Genomic DNA, 21200 nt, shown 5'->3' with positions numbered 1-21200 from the left:
TGGAGACCGCATCCTTGACGGGCGGCATGGCACCCCCCAATACGTCGTTCCTCTGCCCTTATCGCCCGAGCTCTGACAACGAAGGAGGATTCGTGATGAAGCCGCAATTTCTGGTTCCGACCGTAACCGCGTTCGACCCGAAGGGCAGGGTGGACGAGGAGGCCAACCTGAGGATCTACGACCGCCTGATCGCGGGCGGGGTCGACGGCATCGTGCTGCTGGGCAGCATCGGGGAGTTCTACGCCATCCCCATGGACGAACAGAAGCGGATGGTCGGCAGCGCGGCCCGGCACATTGGGACCCGCTGCAAGCTGATCGTCGGGACGAGCGCCATGCGCGTGGAGGACTGCATCGAACTGAGCAATTACGCCCACTCTCAGGGCGTGGAGGCCGTGATGACCATCACGCCCTACTACTTCGACCTGAGCGACGCAAGCGTGGAGCTCTTCTACGACAGGCTCGCCGCCTCCACCCCGGCTCGGGTCTACCTCTACAACTTTCCGGCCCGGACGGGGTACGACCTCAAGCCCTCCGTGGCTCTGACCCTGGCCCGAAAACACAGCAATATCGTGGGCTACAAGGACTCCATCGCCTTCATGGGGCACACGCGCGAGCTGGCGAACACGCTGCTGCCGGAGTTTCCCGAATTCGAGATCTACAGCGGGTTCGACGAAAACCTGGCGCACAACATCCTGTCCGGCGGCGCCGGGTGCATCGGCGGCCTCGGCAACGTCGACCCCGCGCTGTGCGCCGCGTGGCTGCGGGCAATCCTTGGAGGGGACTGCGGGGAGATCGCCCGGTGCCAGAGGCGCATCAATCGCCTGATGCGGATCTACGACGTCTGCACGCCCTTCATCCCTGCGATCAAGCAGGCCATGGTCCTGAACGGGTTCGAAATGACGGCGCACTCGGCCTTCCCGCTGCTTCCGCCGGACGAGCGTCAGGTGGAGGCCATAAGGGCAATTTTGACCGAGGGGCAAGAGCCCATGTAAGCCGATAGACAGCTGAAGCAAGCTTCGCTCGGTTGCATCTTTTCTATGCAGTGGATATGCAGTATCCCCCGGTGCGTTCAAAAAATACTTTTTCGCCTCGCCTGTTGCCGCTTGACAAGGACTTTTTAATCAAAATGACAAAATGGAGAAGCGATTGGATTTTTATCCAATCGCTTCTCTAAAAAACAAACCTATTTGACAGGCGAGAATTTTTATACATTCAGCTTTCTTTTCTCTCCGTTTTCAACTAAAATCGCCTGCGAATTATTGAGTGCACATATATTCAAATTGGGATACTCATCAAGAATCTGTTGAGAGCATTTTTCGAATGGAGGACACAGGTAATGAGGAACTACATAGAAATCAATCAAATTTAACCCTGAATAGTCCTTTTGCGAAAAATCTTCAGGCACTTCGTCCATTGGCTTTATGTACGAAAGCTCCTTCGCACAAACTATTGCTCCTCCCGACTCTCCCACGTATAGTTTCCCATCATCTAGGTGCTTCTTTATTAATTCATCGACTCCTGTTTTTTTCAATTGGTCAATCAGGAAAAATGTATTGCCACCAGTAAAATAAATAACATCTGCACTTTCAAAGGCTTTATGAATTGCATCTATTGGTGCCGTTGAAATCTCAACCTCTGCGATATTCGCATTCATCTTTTGCCATTGCTTTCGTGCCGAATCCACATACCCCTTATAACTCTCATTTATTGAAGCGGTTGGTACAAAAACAACATTCTTTCCAGCCACCTCCCCTTTTAAGAAAGATCCTACTTCTGCAAAGTGAGAACACAAAAATAATCTCATAGATTCCTCCCAGATATCAAAGAAATATTCTCTTTAATATATATTGCCATGTCATTGATCTTCCATTCTATCAATCGCCAAGCCCTTACAACGACAATCCTGTGCCATACCTATTCCGGCTTTTTCCCCAAATCCTTGACTTTTCCGCCGTTTGCCTTAATCATTCGTCGCCATCCCATTTGCGCTCCGAATTTATATAAAAAGCGCGGAAATGCAACGGATACATAATTATTCTCTTGCACTTCCCCCTTCATGACAACATCCGAAAGGTCTGCCAATGCCTTATCAATCGGCGCTTTTGGCCCATGTCCGGGGTTCAGCTTTGGCATCATTGCCAATCCTCCGCCGCCGCCAACGCCAATGCCGCCGCTCCATATAAAACTGGCTTTTAAACTCCAATTCTGCAGAAGTTTTAGCGCTAACTCGGCTTGTATTCCCTCATAAAAACCACAATTCGCAATGCCATAAATATGTATCTGTGGATTGTTTATACATGCTTCTTCCAACTGAATCAAACAAGCCAGCAGATGTCCCGGAATCCCATCCAAATAAAGAGGATACGCAAACACCCATGCATCTGTTTTTGCCAATTCTTCAATTGCTTCTTTGGAGATTTCAGATGAATGAACTCCAAAGTTTACGATCTCTGTCTTTTCCGCCAGATATTCTTTTAAGTCTCCTAAGAGCGCGCTACTGGTACTGTTGGTTACTTTCGGACTCCCATCGATTAACGCAATTTTCATAAAACAACGTTCTCCAATTCTTCCGCCGTTTCGTAGAAGTAAACATCTTTTACCAAACCATCGTAATTATCTGCGTTTGCCTTCAACAGTCTTCTGGCTGTTTCTTTCTCTACATCGGTAATATTTTCGCCGTAGAGGTGCGACGACATGGTAATGATATTTTTATATCTCCGTTTATGGCGCATCTTTCCTTTTCGTATAACAAAATCCGGATGGATGTAGGAAAGGGCCCGATCCTGTACCATTTTTACAAAAGGACTGACACTGCCGTAACAACAGCGACTCACCAAAATCAATTCCAAACAATTCCCCATGTCCCTTCCTGTTTCTTCGTAACCGTCATGCAGTACACATTTACCCGGCGTTTTTACCCAGCATCCAAAACAACCAATACAATGACGAATATCGCCCTTGGGCTGAATGATCTTATATTCTCCTTCTATCGGGACACTAAAATTTTCAAGATCTGTTACGATAAGCTTCATTTTCATTTGCTCCCATAAACTGTAGGATAATTTAGGGGTGATTACAAGCCAAGTAAGCTTGTAGGAGGGGAAAGCCCGAGAAGGAGCCGCCCGAAATGAACATTTGCCGCCCGGCGACCCCCAAGACCAACGGCAAGACGGAACGAGTCAATTGCGTCCCAGAGGCATCTCGGCTTTCGTACCCCAAATGGGGCCTTTTTCAATTTACCTGTTGCGTTTGGATTGACAATCTACCAGAGAAGGAGAAGAAAATCATGAGCCGTTTTACGATTGCCGCCATACAGATCGACACGCAGGACGACAAGAGAGAAAATCTCGGCAAGGCCGGCAAACTCATCGACGAGGCGGCGAAGCATGGAGCCCGGATGATCGCCCTACCCGAGAACATCGACTTCATCGGAAAAAAGGAGGGAGCCCTCTCGAACGCGGAGAGCATCCCCGGTCCGACCACGGAATTTTTTTCGGAGAAAGCCAGGGAACACAAAATTTGGCTCCATTGCGGCAGCATCGGAGAGCGAATTCCGGGGGAACAAAAATTGTACAATACGTCCCTCCTGATGAATCCGTCCGGGGAGATCGTGGGGCGGTACGAAAAAATTCACCTTTACGACGTCGCGATCCAAAATGGCCCCTCTACCAGGGAATCGGACACGAGAAAGCCCGGAAAGGACATCGCGGTCTGCGACACGGAATTTTGTAAAGTGGGCCTATCCATCTGTTACGACATGCGCTTTCCGGAACTCTATCGGATCATGGCGCTCCGGGGCGCCCTGGTTATGTTCGTCCCCGCCAACTACACGCTGTTTACCGGAAAGGACCACTGGGAGCCCATCCTCCGAACCCGAGCCATCGAAAATCAATGCTACGTCGTAGCCCCCGCACAGATTGGGAAAAAACCGGCGTTCCAGGCCTATGGCCGCTCCATGGTCATCAACCCCTGGGGCACGGTGATCGCGACGGCCGAGGACCGCGAATGCGTCGTCTACGCCACGATCGATACGGACTACGTCGAAGCCATACGCACCCAGCTCCCCAGCCTCCCCAACCGTCGGCCCGAGGCCTACAGATGGTGAACGGACGACAGGTCGCCTCCCCCGGCCCCGGGAAGCGACTGCGCTCCGCCTGAAGGCGGGGAAATGGGGGAAATCGCTTCGTCTCGACTTTCTTTGCCGATGCCCCAGCGGGACCGAAAGCGCGTTAAAACGCCTCAAACCTTTGAGACGACGAGGCGATGAAGGAGCTCATGGAGGATTGCGCGAGGCGGAATGGGGGCGACTTTGTCCCACCACGGCCGGTGCCCTCAAGGCGTCAGCCCTCGGAAGGGTCCTGTCCGGCCACTGAGGACAAAAAGCTCAGGATCTCCGCCTCGGCCTTCACAACCTCCGGGCTGAAATATGAACGCCGGGCCAATGGCGGGGCAAGGACCTCCCGGAGAACCCGCGTCGGCTCTCCGCCGAGCAGCAAGAGCCGGTCGGCGATCAGGAGCGCATCCCTGGGGTTGTGCGTGACGACGATCAAGGCGAAACGACGGCATCGCCACAGGGCATTCAGGTCCTCGAAAAGCCTCAGCTTCAGGGCGACGTCCAAGGCGGAAAAAGCCTCGTCCAGGAGCAGCAGGTCGGGGTCCGTCAGAAGCGCCCGCGCCAGGTTGAGGCGCTGCCGCATCCCACCGCTCATCTCGTGGGGCCGGAGGCGCTCCGCCCCGGACAACCCCAGACGCGTCAGGATGTCCGCAGGCTCCCGGTCGGAGACCAGGCTCAGATTCCGCCTCGCGTCCAGCCAAGGAATCAGACGGGGCTCCTGAAAGACGTACCCCAGCCGTGAGGCGCTCATCAGGACATCGCCCTCGGAAGGGGGGACAAGTCCCGTAAGGGCGCGGAGAAAGGTGGTCTTCCCACATCCGGAGGGGCCGATGAGCCCGATGCGTTCGGCCCTGCCCAACGTCAGATTCCACCCTCGCAGCACCCATCGCCCCCGAAAGGCGACGCCCAAATTCCTTACGTGGAGTACAGACGCCATCGTCGTCCCAAGGCCTCGGCCGATCGGCGCAGCAGGAATTCGCAGCCCAGGCCGAGGAGGACCGCCAGCAGCGACAGCGCGTAGGCGGCCTCGACATCCGCGGTCTGCCTGGCCCAGGCGATGCGCACGCCCACGCCGCTGCTCCCGCACAGATACTCGGTTACCAGGACGGTTTTCCACGCTCCCCCCGCGATCGTTTCGACCACGACCCGAACACAGGGAACCAGAGCACCGGCATACAGATATCGCCAACGCTTCCATCCCCGGACCCCATAGACCTCGGCCATCTCCAGGATCTCCCGCTCCAGCCCCTGAACCCCCGAGACCGTTACGAAGAGCGCGGTCGGGAGGAAGACGAGGACGGCGATCAGGACGGGAGCCCTCCAGCCCGTGCCAAGGACAAGGACGACTCCCCCCAGCCATGAGATCGCGGGAACGGCCTGGATGGAGATCACCAGGGGCCTGATCGCCTCGTAGAGTCTGGGATTCAGGCCGAGGAGTACCCCCAGAAATACCCCCAGGAACCCGACGATCAGGAGGACGGCCAAGACCTTGAACCCCGAATGAAGGACATCGGACCACAGCGGCCAGCCCTGCATCTCGAGAAACCGCTGAAGAACGGCCTGAGGGTAAGGCAACAGCAACGGAGAGCCCGCGAGGCTCGCACCCCACCACCAGAGGAAACCGACGGCGAGAAAGACGAGGCAGCGGCTCATCTCACTCGGTCTTCGGCGCGTAATAGAACTCCGGCCCCGGAAGGGGGTATGCGTCCACGGAAACGGCCCTCCTGAAATCCGAGAGGAGCGCGGCGACATCCGCCGAGGCCGCGATGGCGCTCTCGAAGGCGATCGTGATATGGGGAAGGGCCCTTTCGAGGGCGTTCGTCTTGGTGTTCAGCAACCGAGCCGCGCGCTCGCAGGCCCCTTTCGGGTCCTTCTCAAAAGAGGCGGAGGAACGGGAGAGCGCCTCGACGATCAGGGCCGCATCGCGGGGAGCTCCCTCGACGTATCCGCGCAGCGCGAAGACCCCGGCCACCGGGAGGGGCGCTTGGCCGCCCCCCTCGCCCCAGGCCTCCTGGAGGTCCGTTCGGACCCCGCCCGCCGACAGGGCTGCGGTGGCGAAGGGTTCCGGAAGCGCGGCCAGGGAATGTTTGCCCTGATTGAAGAGCATGGCCGCCTCAGGGGCCGGAGCGTAGACGAGGCGGAGGTCCTTGTCGGGGTCCAGCCCACGGCTCAGGAGCACGGATCGCACCAAAAAATCCAAAACCGTTCCCCGTCCCTGGGCCAAGAGCAGCTCGGAGCCCTTCAGAGAGCCGGGCCCCGAGGGGCCGAGCGGCTCTCGAGAGAGCAGAAAAAACAGACGTTCGCGAAAGACCCCCAGCAGGACGACATCCGTCCTCCCCGCGATCGAGGCCCCCAGCGTCATGGGCAGGACCACGGCCGAAGCCTCTCCGGCAATCAGGCGGGCAATCGCCTCCTCCTGGCTTTTCCAGAGCTCCATTCCGATCGGGCCCTCGTCGGCCAGGCCCACCGCGGGCAGGATGAGAGGGCCGGGGGATACCAGAAGCAGCGGCCGCTCCGCACTTGCCGGGACGCACGAAGCGAACAGGAGGAAAAGTGCCGTAACGGCACGACAGCGGATTTTTCCGACTATGGAGAATGACATGGGCTACAGACCTCCTTGGTTTCCGGGAGCTCAATAGTCGGAGGCGTCTCCTCGGGGACGCCTCCGGACGAAGGCGGGCAAAAAGAGCCCATCAGGGGCTAGAGCTCCCACTTGGCGACGTCGGTATGCAGCAGCTTGTGAGAGCGGTGCGAGAGCGGTTTCTCGAAGTATCGCTCGTAGCATTGGATGACTGCGGGATTTTCGTGTGAGAACCGCAGTTCGTTCACCGTATCCAGGCCGTAGAGGACCTCCGCCCGATCCCCCGCGGCCTCGTACCCGTCGTGTATGGGCTGTCCGCCGCCTCCCGCGCACCCGCCGGGGCAGGCCATGATCTCCACGAAGTGGTAGGCCGCCTCTCCCCTGCGGAGGGCCTCGATGAGGCGCCTTGCGTTGCCCAGGCCGCTGGCGACCGCCACCCTCAGCTCCCGGTCCCCCAGGCCGAACGTGGCCTCCTTCCATCCCTGCCGGCCCCGCACGTTTTTGAAGGCGTCGGGATCGGGGTTCTTTCCCATCACGATGGCATAGGCCGTCCTCAGAGCGGCCTCCATCACGCCGCCCGTCGCGCCGAAGATCACGCCGGCGCCCGTCCCGGTGCCCAAGGGGGAATCGAACTCCTCCTCCTCCAGATGCTCCACCATGATGTGCTCCGCCCGGATCAGCCGGGCGACCTCGCGGGTCGTCAGCACCACGTCCACGTCGGGCCCCGCCCCGGCGTCGTTCATGACCCCGACGCCGCACTCGTACTTCTTGGCCGTGCAGGGCATGATGGAGACATTGAAGATTTGCCTCGGATCGATGCCCATCAGATCGGCATAGTAGCTCTTCGTGACGGCACCGAACATCTGCTGGGGCGATTTTGCCGTGGAGAGCTGGGGGATCATGTCCGGGTACTGGGACTTGACGAAGCGTATCCAGCCCGGGCAGCAGGAGGTGAACATCGGGAAGGTCTCGTGCTCGGAGTTTCTCAGCCTCTCAAGAAACTCGCTGCCCTCCTCCATGATCGTCAAATCCGCGGAGAACACCGTATCGAAGACGTAATCCACCCCCATCCTGCGCAGGGCCGCCACCAGCCGTTTGACCGTCGCGAACTCGCGGGGAACCCCAAGGGACTCCCCCCAGGCCGCGCGGACGGCGGGGGCGATCTGCACCACCACGACCTTCTCGGGATCGGCCAGCGCGTCGAAGACCTTCTGCACGTCGTCCCGCTCCCGAAGCGCACCGACAGGACAGTGGGTGATGCACTGTCCGCAGAGGGAGCAGTCCGACTCCTCGATCAACCGATTGCCGGAGACGTCCACCGTGGTCCGGGATCCCGTCTGCGATACGTCCCAAACGTTCAGCCCCTGTACCTTGTCGCACACCTGAACGCAGCGCATGCACTTGATGCAGCGCTGTGCGTCGCGGATCAGCGGAAAATCACGATTCCAGCGGAAGGGCGGAAGCTCCTCCCCATACGGGGGATCGATGACCCCCAGGTCGTTCGCGACGGACTGCAGGGCGCAGTTCCCGCAGCGGCTGCAGACGGCACAACGCGTATTGTGCTGGGACAGGATGAGCTCGATGTTCACCTTGCGGGTCTCGCGGACCTTCGGGCTGTTCGTGTAGAGCACCATCCCCTCCTCCACGACATTGTTGCAGGCTGTGACGAGGCGCTCCATGCCCTCCATCTCCACGACGCAGATGCGGCAGGCTCCGATCTCGTTGAGCCCTTCCAAAAAGCAGAGGTGGGGGATCTCGATGTGGTGCATCGCCGCAGCACGCATGATGCTGGTCCCCTCGGGGACCTCGATCTTTTGGTTGTCGATCGTCAGGCTTACCATCGGAGCGTCCTCCCTCCTTTAAAGACCCCGAACCCGAAGTGGTCGCAGCGCAGGCAACGGCGCGACTCCTGGGACGCCTCCTCCTCGGTCATGCAACATTCCACCTCGTCGAAATCGCCGATGCGGGAGGCCACATCCCTCTCCCTGAGGTTCACGCGGCCGCAGGGGATCCGGTCCGCCAGGCTGGGCTGGGGGATCTCCACGTCCGTCTCGATGATATGGTTGAAGCCCAGATATTCGTCGATGTTTGCGGCGGCCACCTTGCCCGCGGCGATCGCCCGGATGACGGTCGCAGGTCCGGAGACGCAGTCGCCGCCCGCGTAGATCCCGGACACCCCCTCGATTCCGGCGCAGCTCAGGGAGGCGATGCTTCCCTCCTTCACGGGTATTCCGTTCTTCTCGAACTCCTTGGACTCGATGCCCTGGCCGATGGCGACGATCACAAGATCGCAGGGGATTCGAAGGGCCTCCCGGACGGCCTTGGCCACACCGGGACGGTTGTCTCCCCGAATTTTGCTGATGATCTGCGGCTGGATGCGGAGGGCCCGAACGCGATTGTTCTCGTCCACCTCGATCCTCTGAGGCGTGTAGAGGTCGTAGACCTCGCAGCCCTCGCTCATGGCCGCCTCGATCTCCTGGTCGATGGCCGTCATGTCCACCCTTCTGCGGCGGTAGACGACGCTGACCTTGTCCGCCTTCAGGCGCACGGCCGAACGGGCCACGTCCATGGCCACGTTGCCCCCGCCCACGACGACCACATTCTTGCCCGAAAAGTCGGGATACTCGTCGTCCCCGATCTTCCGCAGCAGCCGCACCGCGGAAACCACGCCCTCGGCGTCGATGCCCTCGATGTTGATCGTCTTCTCTCCCTGGGCCCCGATGGCGATGTAGACCGCGTCGAACTCCTCCCTCAGCTGCTCCAGCGAGACGTCCTTGCCCACGACCACCCCCGTATGGACCCCCACTCCCGTCGAGAGGATCGTCGCGATCTCGCGGTCCAGCCGCTCCCGGGGAAGCCGGTAGTTGGGGATCCCGTAGCGCAGCATCCCCCCCAGCCTGGCGCGCTGCTCGAAGATCTCCACCTCGTGTCCCATCTGCGCGAGATAGTAGGCCGCCGACAGGCCGCTGGGCCCTCCCCCCACGACGGCGATGCGCTTGCCCGTGGCGGGCGAGTTCGGCCCCACGGGGACCTCTCCGGCGTGCTCCACCGCATAGAACTTCAGCCCGCGGATGTTCACGGCGTCGTCCACCATGTTCCTGCGGCAGCGGGTCTCGCAGGGGTGCTCGCAGATCAGGGCGCAGACGGCCGGCATTGGGTTGTCCTTGCGGATCAGGCGCACCGCGTCGGCATAGCGCCCCTCCGCAACCAACGCGACGTAGCCGGGGATGTCCACGCCAGCAGGACACAGCGAAACGCAGGGGACGGGCTGCTCCAGCTCGAAGGTGCAGCGTTTTCTCAGGATGTGGGATTCGTAGTCGTCCCGAAAGCCCTCGATCCCCTTCAGGACCATGAGGGCGGCTTCGAAGCCGATGGCGCAGTCCGCGGAGTGGTAGACCGTCTCCGCCGTGCGCCGGATGAGGTCGACGGCCTCCAGGTCGGCCGTCCCGTCCAGGACCTTCTCGAGCAGCTTTTCGAGCTGCCCCAGACCGATGCGGCAGGGAACGCACTTTCCGCAGGTTTGTGCGTGGCACAGTTTGAGGAATGAGGAGGCGAGGTCGATGGGGCAGAGCCCCGGAGGGCTGGCGACGATGCGCCGTTCCAAATCCTTGTACAACGTCTCGACGGTCGTCTGCGCTTTGTTTCTCGTCACGATGCTGAGCCGACTCATTTTTATCCCCCCTCGACGCAGGACAGGAAGACCGACATTCGTCGTAAGCCCGCCTCTCCCTTGCGGACAAAACGATCGAACGTCCGATTCGGACCCTCAAAACAGACTGAATTACAAGACGATTTTATTGTACCACTTTTTAGGCTTTCCCACATGGCGGAGGGAAAGGATCCCGTGAAATTATTCCCCGATGCAGACGGCCGTTCCCCCGCCGGCACCGGCAGCACCGACACTCCGACGTCGCCTTCGGGAAACGGCCGCAAGGGGGACAGCGGTCCCTCCGAGCGCTGCGGCGGAACCGCCGTTATCGGAAGCGCTTCGGAAAGGGCGAGGCCCCCCGCATCTCCCGCGGGGGGCCTCGCCGTGAAATCGATCCGAATCAACCGGCCTTTCTGACGTAGAGCTCCAGGATCTTGAGCGCCATCTCGGTGGCCTTCTCCATCGCCTGGACGGGGATGAACTCGAAGCGGCCGTGGTAGTTGTGGCCGCCCGTGAACAGGTTCGGCGTCAGGAGCCCGCGCCAGGACAGCGCCGCTCCGTCCGTGCCGCCGCGCATCGGGATGATTTGCGGCTCGATGCCCAGCTCGCGCATCGCCTCCATCGCCGTCTCCACCACGTGCATGTTGCCCGCCAGCTTGTCGGCCATGTTGAAGTACTGGTCCTTCATCTCCAGCTCGAACCGGTCCGCGCCGTATTTGTCGCGCATCCAGTTCACGGCCTTCTCCATGAACGCCTTGCGCTCCGCGAACCTTTTGGAATCGTGGTCGCGGATGATGAAGCGCAGCGTCGCGCGCTCGGTCCCCGCCTCGAAGTTCGTGCAGTGATAGAACCCCTCGTACCGCTCCGTCGTGGCCGGGGTCTCCGCAGCCGGGAACAGCGACAGGAACTCGTGCCCCATCGTCACCGCGCTCAGCATCATGCCCTTGGCCGTGCCCGGATGGACCGCGCGCCCCAAGATCCGCACCGTCGCGTTCGCCGCGTTGAAGTTCTCGTAGCAGACCTCGCCCACCGGGCCTCCGTCCAGCGTGTAGGCGAAGTCCGCTCCGAACTTTTCGATGTCCAGCAGCTTCGCCAGGTGCCCAACCTCCTCGTCGGGGGTGAAGGCGACCTTGACGTCGCCGTGCTCCACCTCCGGATGCCGCACCAGGTAGTCCACGGCCCCCATCACCTCGGCCATGCCGGCCTTGTTGTCCGCGCCCAGCAGGGTGGTCCCGTCCGTAACGACCAGGTCCTGCCCCTTGTAGTCGGACAGGAAGGGGAAGTCGCGCGGCGAGAGCACCACGCCCTCCGCCTCGTTCAGGACGACGTCGCCGCCGTCGTAGTTCTTCACGACGCGAGGCTTGACGTCCTTGCCGGTCAGCTCGGTGGCCGTGTCCAGGTGCGCGATGAACCCGATGGCGGGCACCTTCTTCTTTGTGTTGCCGGGCAGCGTCGCGGTGACGTAGGCGTGCTCCGTCACCTCCACGTCCTTCAGCCCCAGCTGCCGCAGCTCCTCGGCCATCTCCCGGGCCAGAACCAGCTGCCCCGGCGTGCTGGGTACGGTATCGGCCTCCACGGCGGACTGGGTGTCGTAGGTCACGTACTTCAGAAAACGTTCGAGCGTCGAATACATGCCGAAATCTCCTTGCTTGTCGAGAGAAGCCGCGCGCCGAATGCGCGCGGCTTGGATGAAAGGAAACGGAGGCGCTAGGGCCTCGCCGACTCCTTGAGATCACCCGCGAAATGGCACGCCACGTAGTGCCCGGGCAGATGCTCTTTGAGCTCCGGAGTCTCGCGGCGGCAGACGTCCTGACAGTAGCGGCAGCGCCCCATGAACCGGCAGCCGTCCGGCGGCTCGATGGGGCTGGGGACGTCGCCCTCCAGGATGATGCGCTCCTTCTGCACGTCCAGACGCGCCACGGGAATGGCGGAGAGGAGCGCCTGGGTGTAGGGGTGCAGCGGGGTCACGAAGAGCTCCTTGTAGTCGCACAGCTCCACGATCTTTCCGAGGTACATCACCGCGATGCGGTCGGAGACGTGCTTCACCACGCTGAGGTTGTGCGAGATGAACACGTAGGTGTAGTGGAACTCGCGCTGCAGCTCGTTCAGCAGGTTCAGGATCTGGGCCTGGATGCAGACGTCGAGCGCGGAGACCGGCTCGTCCAGAACGATGAACTCCGGGTTCAGGGCCAGGGAGCGCGCGATGCCGATCCTCTGGCGGCGTCCGCCGTCCAGCTCGTGCGGGTAGCTGTTCTCCAGCCGCTCCGCCAGGCCGACCGTGCTCATCAGCTCGCGGATGCGCTTGCGCATGGCCCCCCTGTCGCTGTAGACGCCGTTGACGATCAGGGGCTCCGCGATGAGCTCCCAGACGGAAAGCCGGGGGTTCAGGCAGGAATAGGGGTCCTGAAAGACGATCTGCACGCGCTTGCGCAGCTCCTTCATCGTGGAGGCGCTGACCTTCGTGACGTCGGTGTAGCCGTCGCCGCCTCGGTCCTGGAGCATGACGCTGCCCGCCGTGCTCTCCAGAAGGCGGATGAGGCACCGGCCCAGCGTCGACTTGCCGCAGCCGGACTCCCCCACCAGCCCCAGGGTCTCGCCCTTCTTGATGTCGAAGCTGACGTCGTCGACGGCGTGCAGCATGCCGCGCTTGGTGCTGAAATACTTTTTCAGGTTCTCGACCCGAATGTAGGGCCTGTTGTTGTCCATCATCGTCCGCACCTCCCTAGGCCTTGCCCAGCATTCGGGCGCGCACGGGGCAGGCCACGAAATGCCCCGGCTCCAGCTCGACCGCCTCGGGACGGACGCGGGAGCAGCTCTCCTCCGCCATGGAGCAGCGCGGATGGAACGTGCAGCCCGACGGGAGGTCCATGGGATCCGGCATCAGGCCCGGAATGACCGCCAGCTCGTCGACGTCCTCCTCCAGGTCCGGAACGGACTTGAAGAGCCCTATCGTGTAGGGGTGCAGCGGGTTGCTGTAGAGGGAGCGCTTGTCCGCGTACTCCACCACCCGCCCCGCGTACATGATCGCGACCTTGTCGCAGATGTCCGCGACGATGCCCAGGTCGTGCGTGATCAGGATCATCGAGGCGTCGAACTGCTGCTTCAGCTTCTTCATCAGCTCCAGCACCTGGGCCTGGATGGTCACGTCCAGCGCCGTCGTCGGCTCGTCCGCGATCAAAAGCCCGGGGTCGCAGGCCAGGGCGATGGCGATGACCACGCGCTGCTTCATTCCGCCGGAGAACTGGTGCGGGTAGTCGTGCATGCGCTCGCGCCGGATGCCCACCAGCTCCAGCATGTCGCCCGCCTGCTTCAGCGCCTCCGCATCGGAGACGTTCCGGTGCAGCTTGATCATCTCGGCAATCTGTTTGTCCACCGTCATGACGGGGTTGAGGCTCGTCATCGGGTCCTGGAAGATCATGGCGATCTTCCCGCCGCGGATGGACCTCATCTCCGCCTCGCTCTTCTTCAGCAGGTCCTCCCCCTCGAAGAGGATCTCTCCGGACCGCACCACTCCGGGGGGCGACGGAATCAGGCGCATGATGCCGAGCGCCGTGGTCGTCTTGCCCGCGCCCGTCTCTCCGACGAAGCCCAGGGTCTCGCCCCGGCCCAGCTGGAGGTTCAGGCCCTCAACCGCGTGCACCGTACCGCTGTCCGTCACGTACTGGATCGTCAGATCCCTGACCTCCAGCAGCAGGTCCTTCTTGTTCTTGTTGTCCATTGAATTCGGTTCCTCCCCTCGCCCGCGTCAGCGCTTCAGCTTCGGATCCAGCGCATCGCGCAGGCCGTCGCCCAGGAAGTTCAGCGCGAGGATCGTGAACATGATCGCAAGGCCCGGATAGAGCGTCAGGTGCGGGAAGTCGCGGATGTACTGGCGTCCTCCGGAGAGCATGGCGCCCCACTCGGGATTGGGCGGCTGGATGCCCAGGCCGATGAAGGAGAGCCCCGCGGCGTTCAGAATGGCCGAGGCCACGCCCAGCGTGGACTGCACGATGATCGGGGCCATGCTGTTCGGGATGATGTGCTTGAGGATGATGCGCAGGTCGGAGCTGCCGACGGACCGCGCCGCCTCGATGAACTCCATGCCGCGGATCGAGAGGACGGAGCCGCGTACGATGCGGGCGTAGTTCGGCACGGCCGAGATGCCCACCGCGATCATCAGGTTCATGAGGCTGGGCCCCAGCGCCGCGACGATGGCGATGGCCAGCAGGGTCTGCGGGATGGAGAGCAGCACGTCCATCACGCGCATGATGCCGTTGTCCAGCCAGCCGCCGTAGTAGCCGGCCGTCGCCCCCAGCATTCCGCCCACCACCAGGGCGATGCCCACGGCGATGAATCCGACCTGCAGGGAGACGCGCGCGCCGTAGATCAGCCGGCTCAGGATGTCGCGGCCGAACTCGTCCGTGCCCAGCCAGTGCTGTGCGGACGGGGTCTCGAACATGCGCATCAGGTCCTGCTTGGCGGGGTCGTAGGGCGCGATGAGGTCCGCAAAGATGGCGCAGAAGATCAGCAACAGGATGATCGCGAGGCCGAACATCGCCAGAGGGCTCTTGCTCAGCCGGAACAGCACCTCGAGGAGGGGTCCGCGGCGGCGGCGCTTCGTCAGCTCGGGAACATCGATCGAGCGTTCCATATTCATCGTCCCTCCTCCTTACTTGAGCTGCGCTTTGATGCGCGGGTCGATATAGGCATAGAGCAGGTCCACCAGGAGATTGACGAAGCTGAACGTCACGGCGATGAAGAGGACGCCGCCCTGGACCATGGGGTAGTCGCGCTGCATGATGGAGTTGACCATGAGGCGGCCGACCCCGGGGATGGCGAAGATGGACTCCGTCAGGATGGCCCCCGCCAGAAGATGGCCGAACTGAAGCCCGCAGAGGGTAACCACCGGAATCAGGGCGTTACGCAGCGCGTGCACCCAGATGACGACGGACTCCTTCTGCCCCTTGGCGCGCGCCGTGCGGATGTAGTCCGCGCGGACGACCTCCAGCATCGAGGAGCGCGTCATGCGCGTGACCATCGAGATGGACTGGGCGGCCAGAGCGGCCGAGGGCAGGATCATGGCCTTGAAGGTGGAGAAGCCGGAGGAGGGCAGCCAGCGCAGGTGCACCGAGAAGAGCAGGATCAGCAGGAGTCCCAGCCAGAAGACCGGCATGGACAGGCCGATCATGGCGAAGATCATCGTGAAGGTGTCGAACCAGGAATACTGTTTGATAGCCGAGACGATGCCGCAGGGGATGCCGATGACGATGGCGATGATCATCGCGAAGGCGGACAGCCTGAGCGTGGCGGGGAACGCCGCCATGATCTCCTGGGCGACCGACCGTTTGGTGATGTAGGAACGGCCGATATCGCCCTTCGTCACGGCCTTCCAGATGTAGTTTCCGAACTGCACCAGAAAGGGGTCGTTCAATCCCTCCCGGTCCCGAAATTCCTTGACCGCCTCCTCCGTGGCCAGGTCGCCCAGCACCATGCGCGCCGGGTCTCCGGGCGTGAAGTAGAGGAGCGTGAAGACGCAGAACGCCACGCCTATCAGCACGGGGATCAGGAAGAGGACACGGCGGACGATGTATCGTAGCATCGTGAAATATCCTTCCTTTCCATAACGAACTCAACCTAACCAGACAAAAATTTCCGTTTCTCAATCATTCGTAGACGATGAGCGGCAAGCCAGCGGAACGTAACGGTAAGCAGGCGACCAACGGGCGTAGCGAGTCGTGTCGATCACTTGGTTGTTTCATCCGCTGTGCGAATCGCGCAGAGGAGCTTTATCGGGCGTACGCGACGGTAAGCCGGGCCGAAGGCCTGCGCAGCAGCCGAGGCGAGCAAGGACGGCGAGGCATACGATTGATTTGGAATTGGAATAAGGCTCTCGGGCTTTCAGACAAGGACGGCAGGGAGGGAAATCCCTCCCCGCCGTCCAAAAAGCCCTTCGGAGCGGCACGCTCCGGATTTGAACGAAGTTTCAGGATGGATCCGCTATTCCTCGAAGGAGGCCGTGTAGAAGGTGTGGACGTCGAACGGGCTGCTGCTGAAGCCCTTGAGCTTCTTCTGGACCCCGACGAGGGACTCGTCGTTGTGCAGGAAGAGCATCGGGCACTGCTCGTTGATGAAGAGCTGCATGTCCTTGTAGACCTGGGCGCGCTCGGGTCCGTCGGACATGGCGCGGCCCTTGGCCAGCAGCTCGTCCAGCTTCGCGTCGCTGAAGAAGGTGTAGTTGGTGCCCGCACCGGTCTCCAGCAGGCCGGCCACGGCGTAGTCCGGGTCGGGAACGGAGAGGCCCCAGCCCAGCAGGAACATGTCGTGCTCCTTCTTCTTCAGGCCGTCGAGGTACGCGCCCCACTCCAGAACCTTGATCTCGGCGGTGATGCCCAGCTCCTGAAGCTGCGCCTGGATGATCGTGGCCATGTCGACGCGCTCCTTGCGCTCGTTGGTCCAGATCTGGACCTTCCAGCCGTCGGTCTTGACCCCCGCCTCGGCGAAGAGCTTCTTGGCGGCCTCGAGGTCGCGCTTGTGCTCGGGGATCTCGTCGTTGATGGAGTACTTGATGTTGGACGGGATCAGCGTGCGGGGCGTCTTGCCCACGCCGCGGAAGACGGCCTTCTGGATGCCCACGGTGTCGATGGCGGCGTTGAACGCCTGGCGGACCCGAGGATCGTCGAAGGGCTTCTTCGTGGTGTTGAAGCCCATGTAGGTGGTGGAGGCCAGGGGCTTGCGCTGCAGCACCAGGTCGGGGTTCTCCTCGACGCGCTTGAGCTCCGTGGTCGTGGTGGGATAGGCGATGTCCACCTCGCCCGTCTCGAGGCCGACGGTGCGGGCCGTGGGCTCGGGGATGGAGCGGACCACGAGGGTCTTGTACTGCGCCTTGCCGTCCCAGTAGTCGTCATAGCGCTCGAAGGTGTACTTGTCGCCCTTGTCCCACTTCCCGAACTTGAAGGGGCCGGTTCCGACGGCGGTTCCCGCCGGGGTGCCGTAGTTCTCGCCCTGGGCCTCGACCTCCTTCTTGTTCACGATGGAGCCCCAGCTGTGGGAGAGGGAGGCGAAGAAGGGGAAGTTCTCCTTCTTGAGGTGCAGGATGACCGTGTAGTCGTCCACGATCTCCACCTCTTTGAGGTCCTGGGAGTAGGTCTTGATCTGGGCGCCCAGCTCGGTGGTGGCGCGCTCCAGGGAGAACTTGACGTCGACGGCCTTCAGCTCCTCGCCGTTGTGGAACTTCACGCCCTTGCGGAGGTACATCTTGTAGGCCGTCCCGGAGACAAACTCCCACTTCTCGGCCAGGCCGGGGCGGAAGGAACCGTCGTCGTTCAGGAAGATGAGGGTATCGTAGATCTGGTGACAGGCGCGGGAACTGGGGTAGTCGTTGTGGCGGATGGGATCCAGCGTGGTCGCGTCGTACTGGTCGGCGACGACCAGCGTGTCCTTCGCGGCAAACGCGGCGCCGCCGAGGGAAAGAACAAGCGCAAGTGCCAGCAGTGCCAAAATGCTCTTCCTCAAAACTATCCTCTCCTCTTTCTTATTTCCCCCCGAAGCCGGGGAGATGGAAGACAAAACGGACGATGCAAGGAAACGGGTGCCTCCGGGAAGCGAAGGCCGATCCCTGGGGTTTTCGGAACGAAACGCGACGGGACCGTCGCCGCCTCAGCGGCTGTAGACCTCGTTTCCGTCAATAAAGGTCTTGACGACGTGCGTACGGGCGTCGAGGGGATCGCCGTCCCAGACCGCGAGATCGGCGTCCTTGCCCGGCTCGATGGAGCCCAGGCGTTTCTCCAGCCCCAGGTGTTCGGCGGCATAGAGCGTCACCGCCTTGAGGGCCTCGTCGGGAGGCAGGCCGGCCTTGACGGCCAGCGAGGCACAGACGATCAGGTGTTCGATGGGGATGACCGGATGGTCCGTGATGATGCAGAAATGGACCCCCGCCCGCCAAAGCGTGACGGGCGTATCCCAGGACTTGTTGCGAAGCTCGATCTTGGGCTTGGAGGACAGCGTCGGGCCGACGGCGGCGCGGACCTTCTTCTCCGCAAGCCATGGCGCGATGAGGTGCCCCTCGGTGCAGTGCTCGATGGTGTAGTCCAGCCCGAACTCCTCGGAGACGCGGACCGCCGTCTGGATGTCGTCCAGCCGATGGCAGTGGACCCGGAAGGGCATAGCGCGGTCAAGGACGGACAGCAGGGCCTCCAGCCCCAGATCCCTGTCGAACGGGTCGCCCTTCTTCGCCGCGGCGTCGCGCCGGGCGCGGTAGTTCTGCGCGCGGACGAAAGCGTCGCGCATCAGCCAGGCGCTCCCCATGCGGGTGTTGGGCAGCTTGTTCTTGGCGCTGTAGACGCGCACCGGGTTCTCCCCCAACGCGGCCTTCATGCCCGAACAGGGCAGGACCGCCATGCGCTCCACGATATCGGGCCTGGTCTTGACCACCATGCCCTGCCCCCCCACGACGTTGCCGCTGCCGGGCAGGGACTGAACGCAGGTCACGCCGCCCGACAGGGCGTCGGGAAAGGACGTGTCCTCCGGGTAGAGGGCGTCGAGAATGCGCAGCTGGGGCAGGACGGGCTCCACCATGTCGTTGGCGTCCTGCATCGCCTCGGGGAACCCCTCGTTGTAGGTCCCCATGTGGACGTGGGCGTCGATCAATCCTGGTGTGACGAACCGTCCCGCGAGGTCGACGACCTCCGCCCCCGCCGGAACCGGAACGTCCTCCCCCACCTGGGCGATGCGCCCTCCCTCAATGGCGACGACGCCCTTTTTCAGGCGCCCTCCCGCACCCGTCCAGACCTCCGCGCCCACAAGATACTTCCTGTTCTCGGAACTCAAACACTCAACCCCCTCGTCGCTCGGCCCGGGGACGGCATCCTCAAATCTCGGCTCTCTCCATCCGCTCGAAATGCAACGTTCGTCCTCGGGCACAACGTTCGTATTATAGCGCATCGTTCCGACACTCCGTCAAGGGATGCGGCCGACCGGCCCCTCTGCGCGCGGCGATGCGCTATAATGGCCTGGCCCCGAAAATCGCCTCTTTTTCCCCTTTGGGGCGACGGAAGGGCGGACGATTATATTTTGATGTTCCGGGAGGAGGGATACAGAATGACGATGCCATCGAGAACCCGGGAGGCCGCCTCCCCACCTTCGCGTTCCCGGACATCCCTTTTCGCCGGCCGCGCCGACCTGGAGAACGACAACCCCATGAGGGCGCTCGTCGTCCTGGCCGTTCCCTCCGTGGGGCTCTTTTTCTTCAACAGCCTCCTGGCTCTGGTGGACACCATCTTCGTCTCCTGGCTGGGGGAGCTCCCCATGGCCGCCATGTCCTTCACCCTGCCCGTCAACCTCTGCATCTTCGCCACCCTCGAGTGCGTGGGCGGCGGTGCGGCGGCCCTCATGGGCCGGCACCTGGGGCGCCACGATCCCGCCAGCGCCCGGCACATCGCGCGCAGCGCATTGGCCCTGCTCTACCTCATCTGCCTCCTCTCCACGCCGATGGTTTTGCCCTCCGTATCGGGGGCCGTATTCGGAGCGATCGGGGCGGGAGGCAACCCGGAGCTGCTGCGGCTCTGCTGGCTCTACAATCTGTGGATCCCGATCATGCTGCCCTTCGGCGGCTACACCTACATCGCCAACACCACGGCGCGGGCGCAGGGGGACACCCTGACGCCCTTCAAGGCCATCGCCCTGGCGAACACGGTCAACCTGATCCTCGACCCCCTCCTCATCTTCGGGTTCGGCTGGGGCATTTCGGGCGCGGCCATCGCGACGTGGATCGCTCGGGTCGTCTCCGTGCTCTACCTCCTGAGAAAGATGCCGCGGATCAGCGCCATTCCCGTGCCGCCCCTGCTCCACCCCAGGACGGACCTGACCGCCTGGTGGGGACCCATTCTGCGCATCGGCATCCCGATCGCCCTGACGACGGCCAGCGTGGCCCTGGGCATGGGGGGAACCAACAGGATCCTGACGAACTACGGCCACCATGCCGTCTCCGCCTGGATGCTTGGGCTGAGGATCGAGGACCTGGCGTTCAACTTCCTCTTCGGACTCTACATGGCCCTCATCCCCTACATCGCCTACAACTACGGCAGGCGCGACCTGGCGCGGATGACCGCGGGCCTTCGTTCCGCGTTTCTGCTCGGGATGATTCTGATGTGCTCCATAGGGGCGGTGATCTACGTCTGGCCCCACCTCTTTCTGGGGCTTTTCCGGCCCCCGCCGGAGACGGCGGATATGGCCGTCCGGGCCATACGGGCCTCCGTCCCGTCCTACCCGTGCAGCGTGTTCATGATCCTCGTCGGTGCGTTCTTCGTCGGCATCGGTCAGTCGCTCTACGGAACGATCGTCCAGATCCTGCGCTCGATCGTCTTCCGGATCTCCGCGGCCTGGCTGTTCTTCCTCTGGTTTGCGCCGAGGCACATCTGGTGGTTCCAGTCCGTCGCCTCCCTTCTGGGCACCATGGTCTCCGCGGCCTTCCTGGCCCTGGTCCTGCGGCGCCTGAGGCGGACCATGGCCCCGGAGGACAAGGACCCCGCTCCGTAAAACCGTAAAAGTGTACAATATAGTATGGAATATAGAGGGAAGGGAATTTTTGCCGTACCCCGGAATCGTCGGCCTGCTCCGGATCTGAACGGGGCTTCGCCCCATGCCCCCGCCGGTATCTCCGATACCGACGAGAGCGGCATGCCGACTCCATGTCCGAAAAACGCAGTCGCGAGTCTTTTGTCTCGTTCTATGGAGGGATCTTAATTGCTGAAATGTGGGATCGTCGGCCTGCTCCGGATCTGAACGGGGCTTCGCCCCATACCCCCGCCGGTATCTCCGATACCGACGAGAGCGGCATGCCGACTCCATGTCCGAAAAACGCAGTCGCGAGTCTTTTGTCT

General features: G+C 62.0%; 19 protein-coding genes. 4 read left to right on the top strand and 15 right to left on the bottom strand.

The window, feature by feature from the left end:
- Window positions 1-95: 95 nt before the first annotated feature.
- A complete protein-coding gene (locus tag EII26_RS11540; RefSeq protein ID WP_124889315.1) occupies window positions 96-992 on the top strand; it encodes a dihydrodipicolinate synthase family protein in 897 nt (298 codons plus the stop codon).
- Between the two features lie 212 nt (window positions 993-1204).
- Here the strand turns inward: EII26_RS11540 and EII26_RS11535 are convergent, their stop codons facing one another.
- From EII26_RS11535 to EII26_RS11525, 3 genes are all read right to left on the bottom strand, one after another.
- Complete coding sequence (locus EII26_RS11535; protein WP_124889314.1) at window positions 1205-1804, bottom strand: Type 1 glutamine amidotransferase-like domain-containing protein; 600 nt, start codon at window positions 1802-1804, stop codon at window positions 1205-1207.
- Between the two features lie 110 nt (window positions 1805-1914).
- Window positions 1915-2547 (bottom strand): NAD(P)H-dependent oxidoreductase, encoded by a 633-nt coding sequence (locus tag EII26_RS11530; protein WP_124889313.1) that lies wholly within the window; start codon window positions 2545-2547, stop codon window positions 1915-1917.
- Entirely contained in the window at window positions 2544-3032 is a 489-nt protein-coding gene (locus tag EII26_RS11525; RefSeq protein WP_124889312.1) for a flavodoxin family protein, read from the bottom strand. The genes EII26_RS11530 and EII26_RS11525 overlap by 4 nt, the downstream gene beginning before the upstream one ends.
- A gap of 254 nt (window positions 3033-3286) precedes the next feature.
- Here EII26_RS11525 and EII26_RS11520 point away from each other — a divergent pair, with 254 nt between their 5' ends.
- Window positions 3287-4105, top strand: a complete 819-nt coding sequence (locus EII26_RS11520; protein WP_124889311.1) for a carbon-nitrogen hydrolase family protein — start codon at window positions 3287-3289, stop codon at window positions 4103-4105.
- Between the two features lie 235 nt (window positions 4106-4340).
- On the opposite strand, the gene EII26_RS11515 is transcribed toward EII26_RS11520, so the two are convergent.
- From EII26_RS11515 to EII26_RS11460, 12 genes are all read right to left on the bottom strand, one after another.
- On the bottom strand, window positions 4341-4997 hold the full coding sequence (locus tag EII26_RS11515; RefSeq protein ID WP_158612304.1) for an ATP-binding cassette domain-containing protein: 657 nt from the start codon (window positions 4995-4997) through the stop codon (window positions 4341-4343).
- Between the two features lie 32 nt (window positions 4998-5029).
- On the bottom strand, window positions 5030-5767 hold the full coding sequence (locus EII26_RS11510; protein WP_158612303.1) for an ABC transporter permease: 738 nt from the start codon (window positions 5765-5767) through the stop codon (window positions 5030-5032).
- Window position 5768: 1 nt separating this feature from the next.
- The gene (locus tag EII26_RS11505; protein ID WP_124889308.1) at window positions 5769-6716 is read right to left on the bottom strand and encodes an ABC transporter substrate-binding protein; all 948 of its coding nucleotides are present in this window, start codon (window positions 6714-6716) and stop codon (window positions 5769-5771) included.
- 98 nt (window positions 6717-6814) lie between these two features.
- Complete coding sequence (locus tag EII26_RS11500; RefSeq protein WP_124889307.1) at window positions 6815-8536, bottom strand: NADH-dependent [FeFe] hydrogenase, group A6; 1722 nt, start codon at window positions 8534-8536, stop codon at window positions 6815-6817.
- On the bottom strand, window positions 8530-10365 hold the full coding sequence (locus EII26_RS11495) for an NAD(P)-binding protein (protein WP_124889306.1): 1836 nt from the start codon (window positions 10363-10365) through the stop codon (window positions 8530-8532). Before EII26_RS11495 ends, EII26_RS11500 begins: the two co-directional genes overlap by 7 nt.
- A gap of 379 nt (window positions 10366-10744) precedes the next feature.
- On the bottom strand, window positions 10745-11977 hold the full coding sequence (gene pepT, locus EII26_RS11490; protein WP_124889305.1) for a peptidase T: 1233 nt from the start codon (window positions 11975-11977) through the stop codon (window positions 10745-10747).
- A 74-nt stretch (window positions 11978-12051) separates the two neighbouring features.
- A complete protein-coding gene (locus EII26_RS11485; protein WP_124889304.1) occupies window positions 12052-13053 on the bottom strand; it encodes an ABC transporter ATP-binding protein in 1002 nt (333 codons plus the stop codon).
- Window positions 13054-13066: 13 nt separating this feature from the next.
- Window positions 13067-14062, bottom strand: a complete 996-nt coding sequence (locus EII26_RS11480) for an ABC transporter ATP-binding protein (protein ID WP_124889303.1) — start codon at window positions 14060-14062, stop codon at window positions 13067-13069.
- A gap of 27 nt (window positions 14063-14089) precedes the next feature.
- Window positions 14090-14980, bottom strand: a complete 891-nt coding sequence (gene nikC, locus EII26_RS11475; RefSeq protein ID WP_124889302.1) for a nickel transporter permease — start codon at window positions 14978-14980, stop codon at window positions 14090-14092.
- Between the two features lie 12 nt (window positions 14981-14992).
- A complete protein-coding gene (nikB, locus tag EII26_RS11470) occupies window positions 14993-15922 on the bottom strand; it encodes a nickel ABC transporter permease (protein WP_124889301.1) in 930 nt (309 codons plus the stop codon).
- 398 nt (window positions 15923-16320) lie between these two features.
- Window positions 16321-17835 (bottom strand): ABC transporter substrate-binding protein, encoded by a 1515-nt coding sequence (locus EII26_RS11465; protein ID WP_158612302.1) that lies wholly within the window; start codon window positions 17833-17835, stop codon window positions 16321-16323.
- A 144-nt stretch (window positions 17836-17979) separates the two neighbouring features.
- A complete protein-coding gene (locus EII26_RS11460) occupies window positions 17980-19149 on the bottom strand; it encodes an amidohydrolase (protein WP_233572732.1) in 1170 nt (389 codons plus the stop codon).
- Between the two features lie 270 nt (window positions 19150-19419).
- Here EII26_RS11460 and EII26_RS11455 point away from each other — a divergent pair, with 270 nt between their 5' ends.
- The gene (locus EII26_RS11455) at window positions 19420-20856 is read left to right on the top strand and encodes an MATE family efflux transporter (protein WP_158612301.1); all 1437 of its coding nucleotides are present in this window, start codon (window positions 19420-19422) and stop codon (window positions 20854-20856) included.
- A gap of 152 nt (window positions 20857-21008) precedes the next feature.
- The coding region (locus tag EII26_RS13470; protein WP_233572731.1) for a hypothetical protein at window positions 21009-21200 on the top strand (192 nt) is incomplete at its 3' end.

It is taken from the genome of Fretibacterium sp. OH1220_COT-178 (genome assembly GCF_003860125.1).
Taxonomy (GTDB): domain Bacteria; phylum Synergistota; class Synergistia; order Synergistales; family Aminobacteriaceae; genus CAJPSE01.
This window is presented reverse-complemented; position numbering and strand designations above follow the sequence as displayed.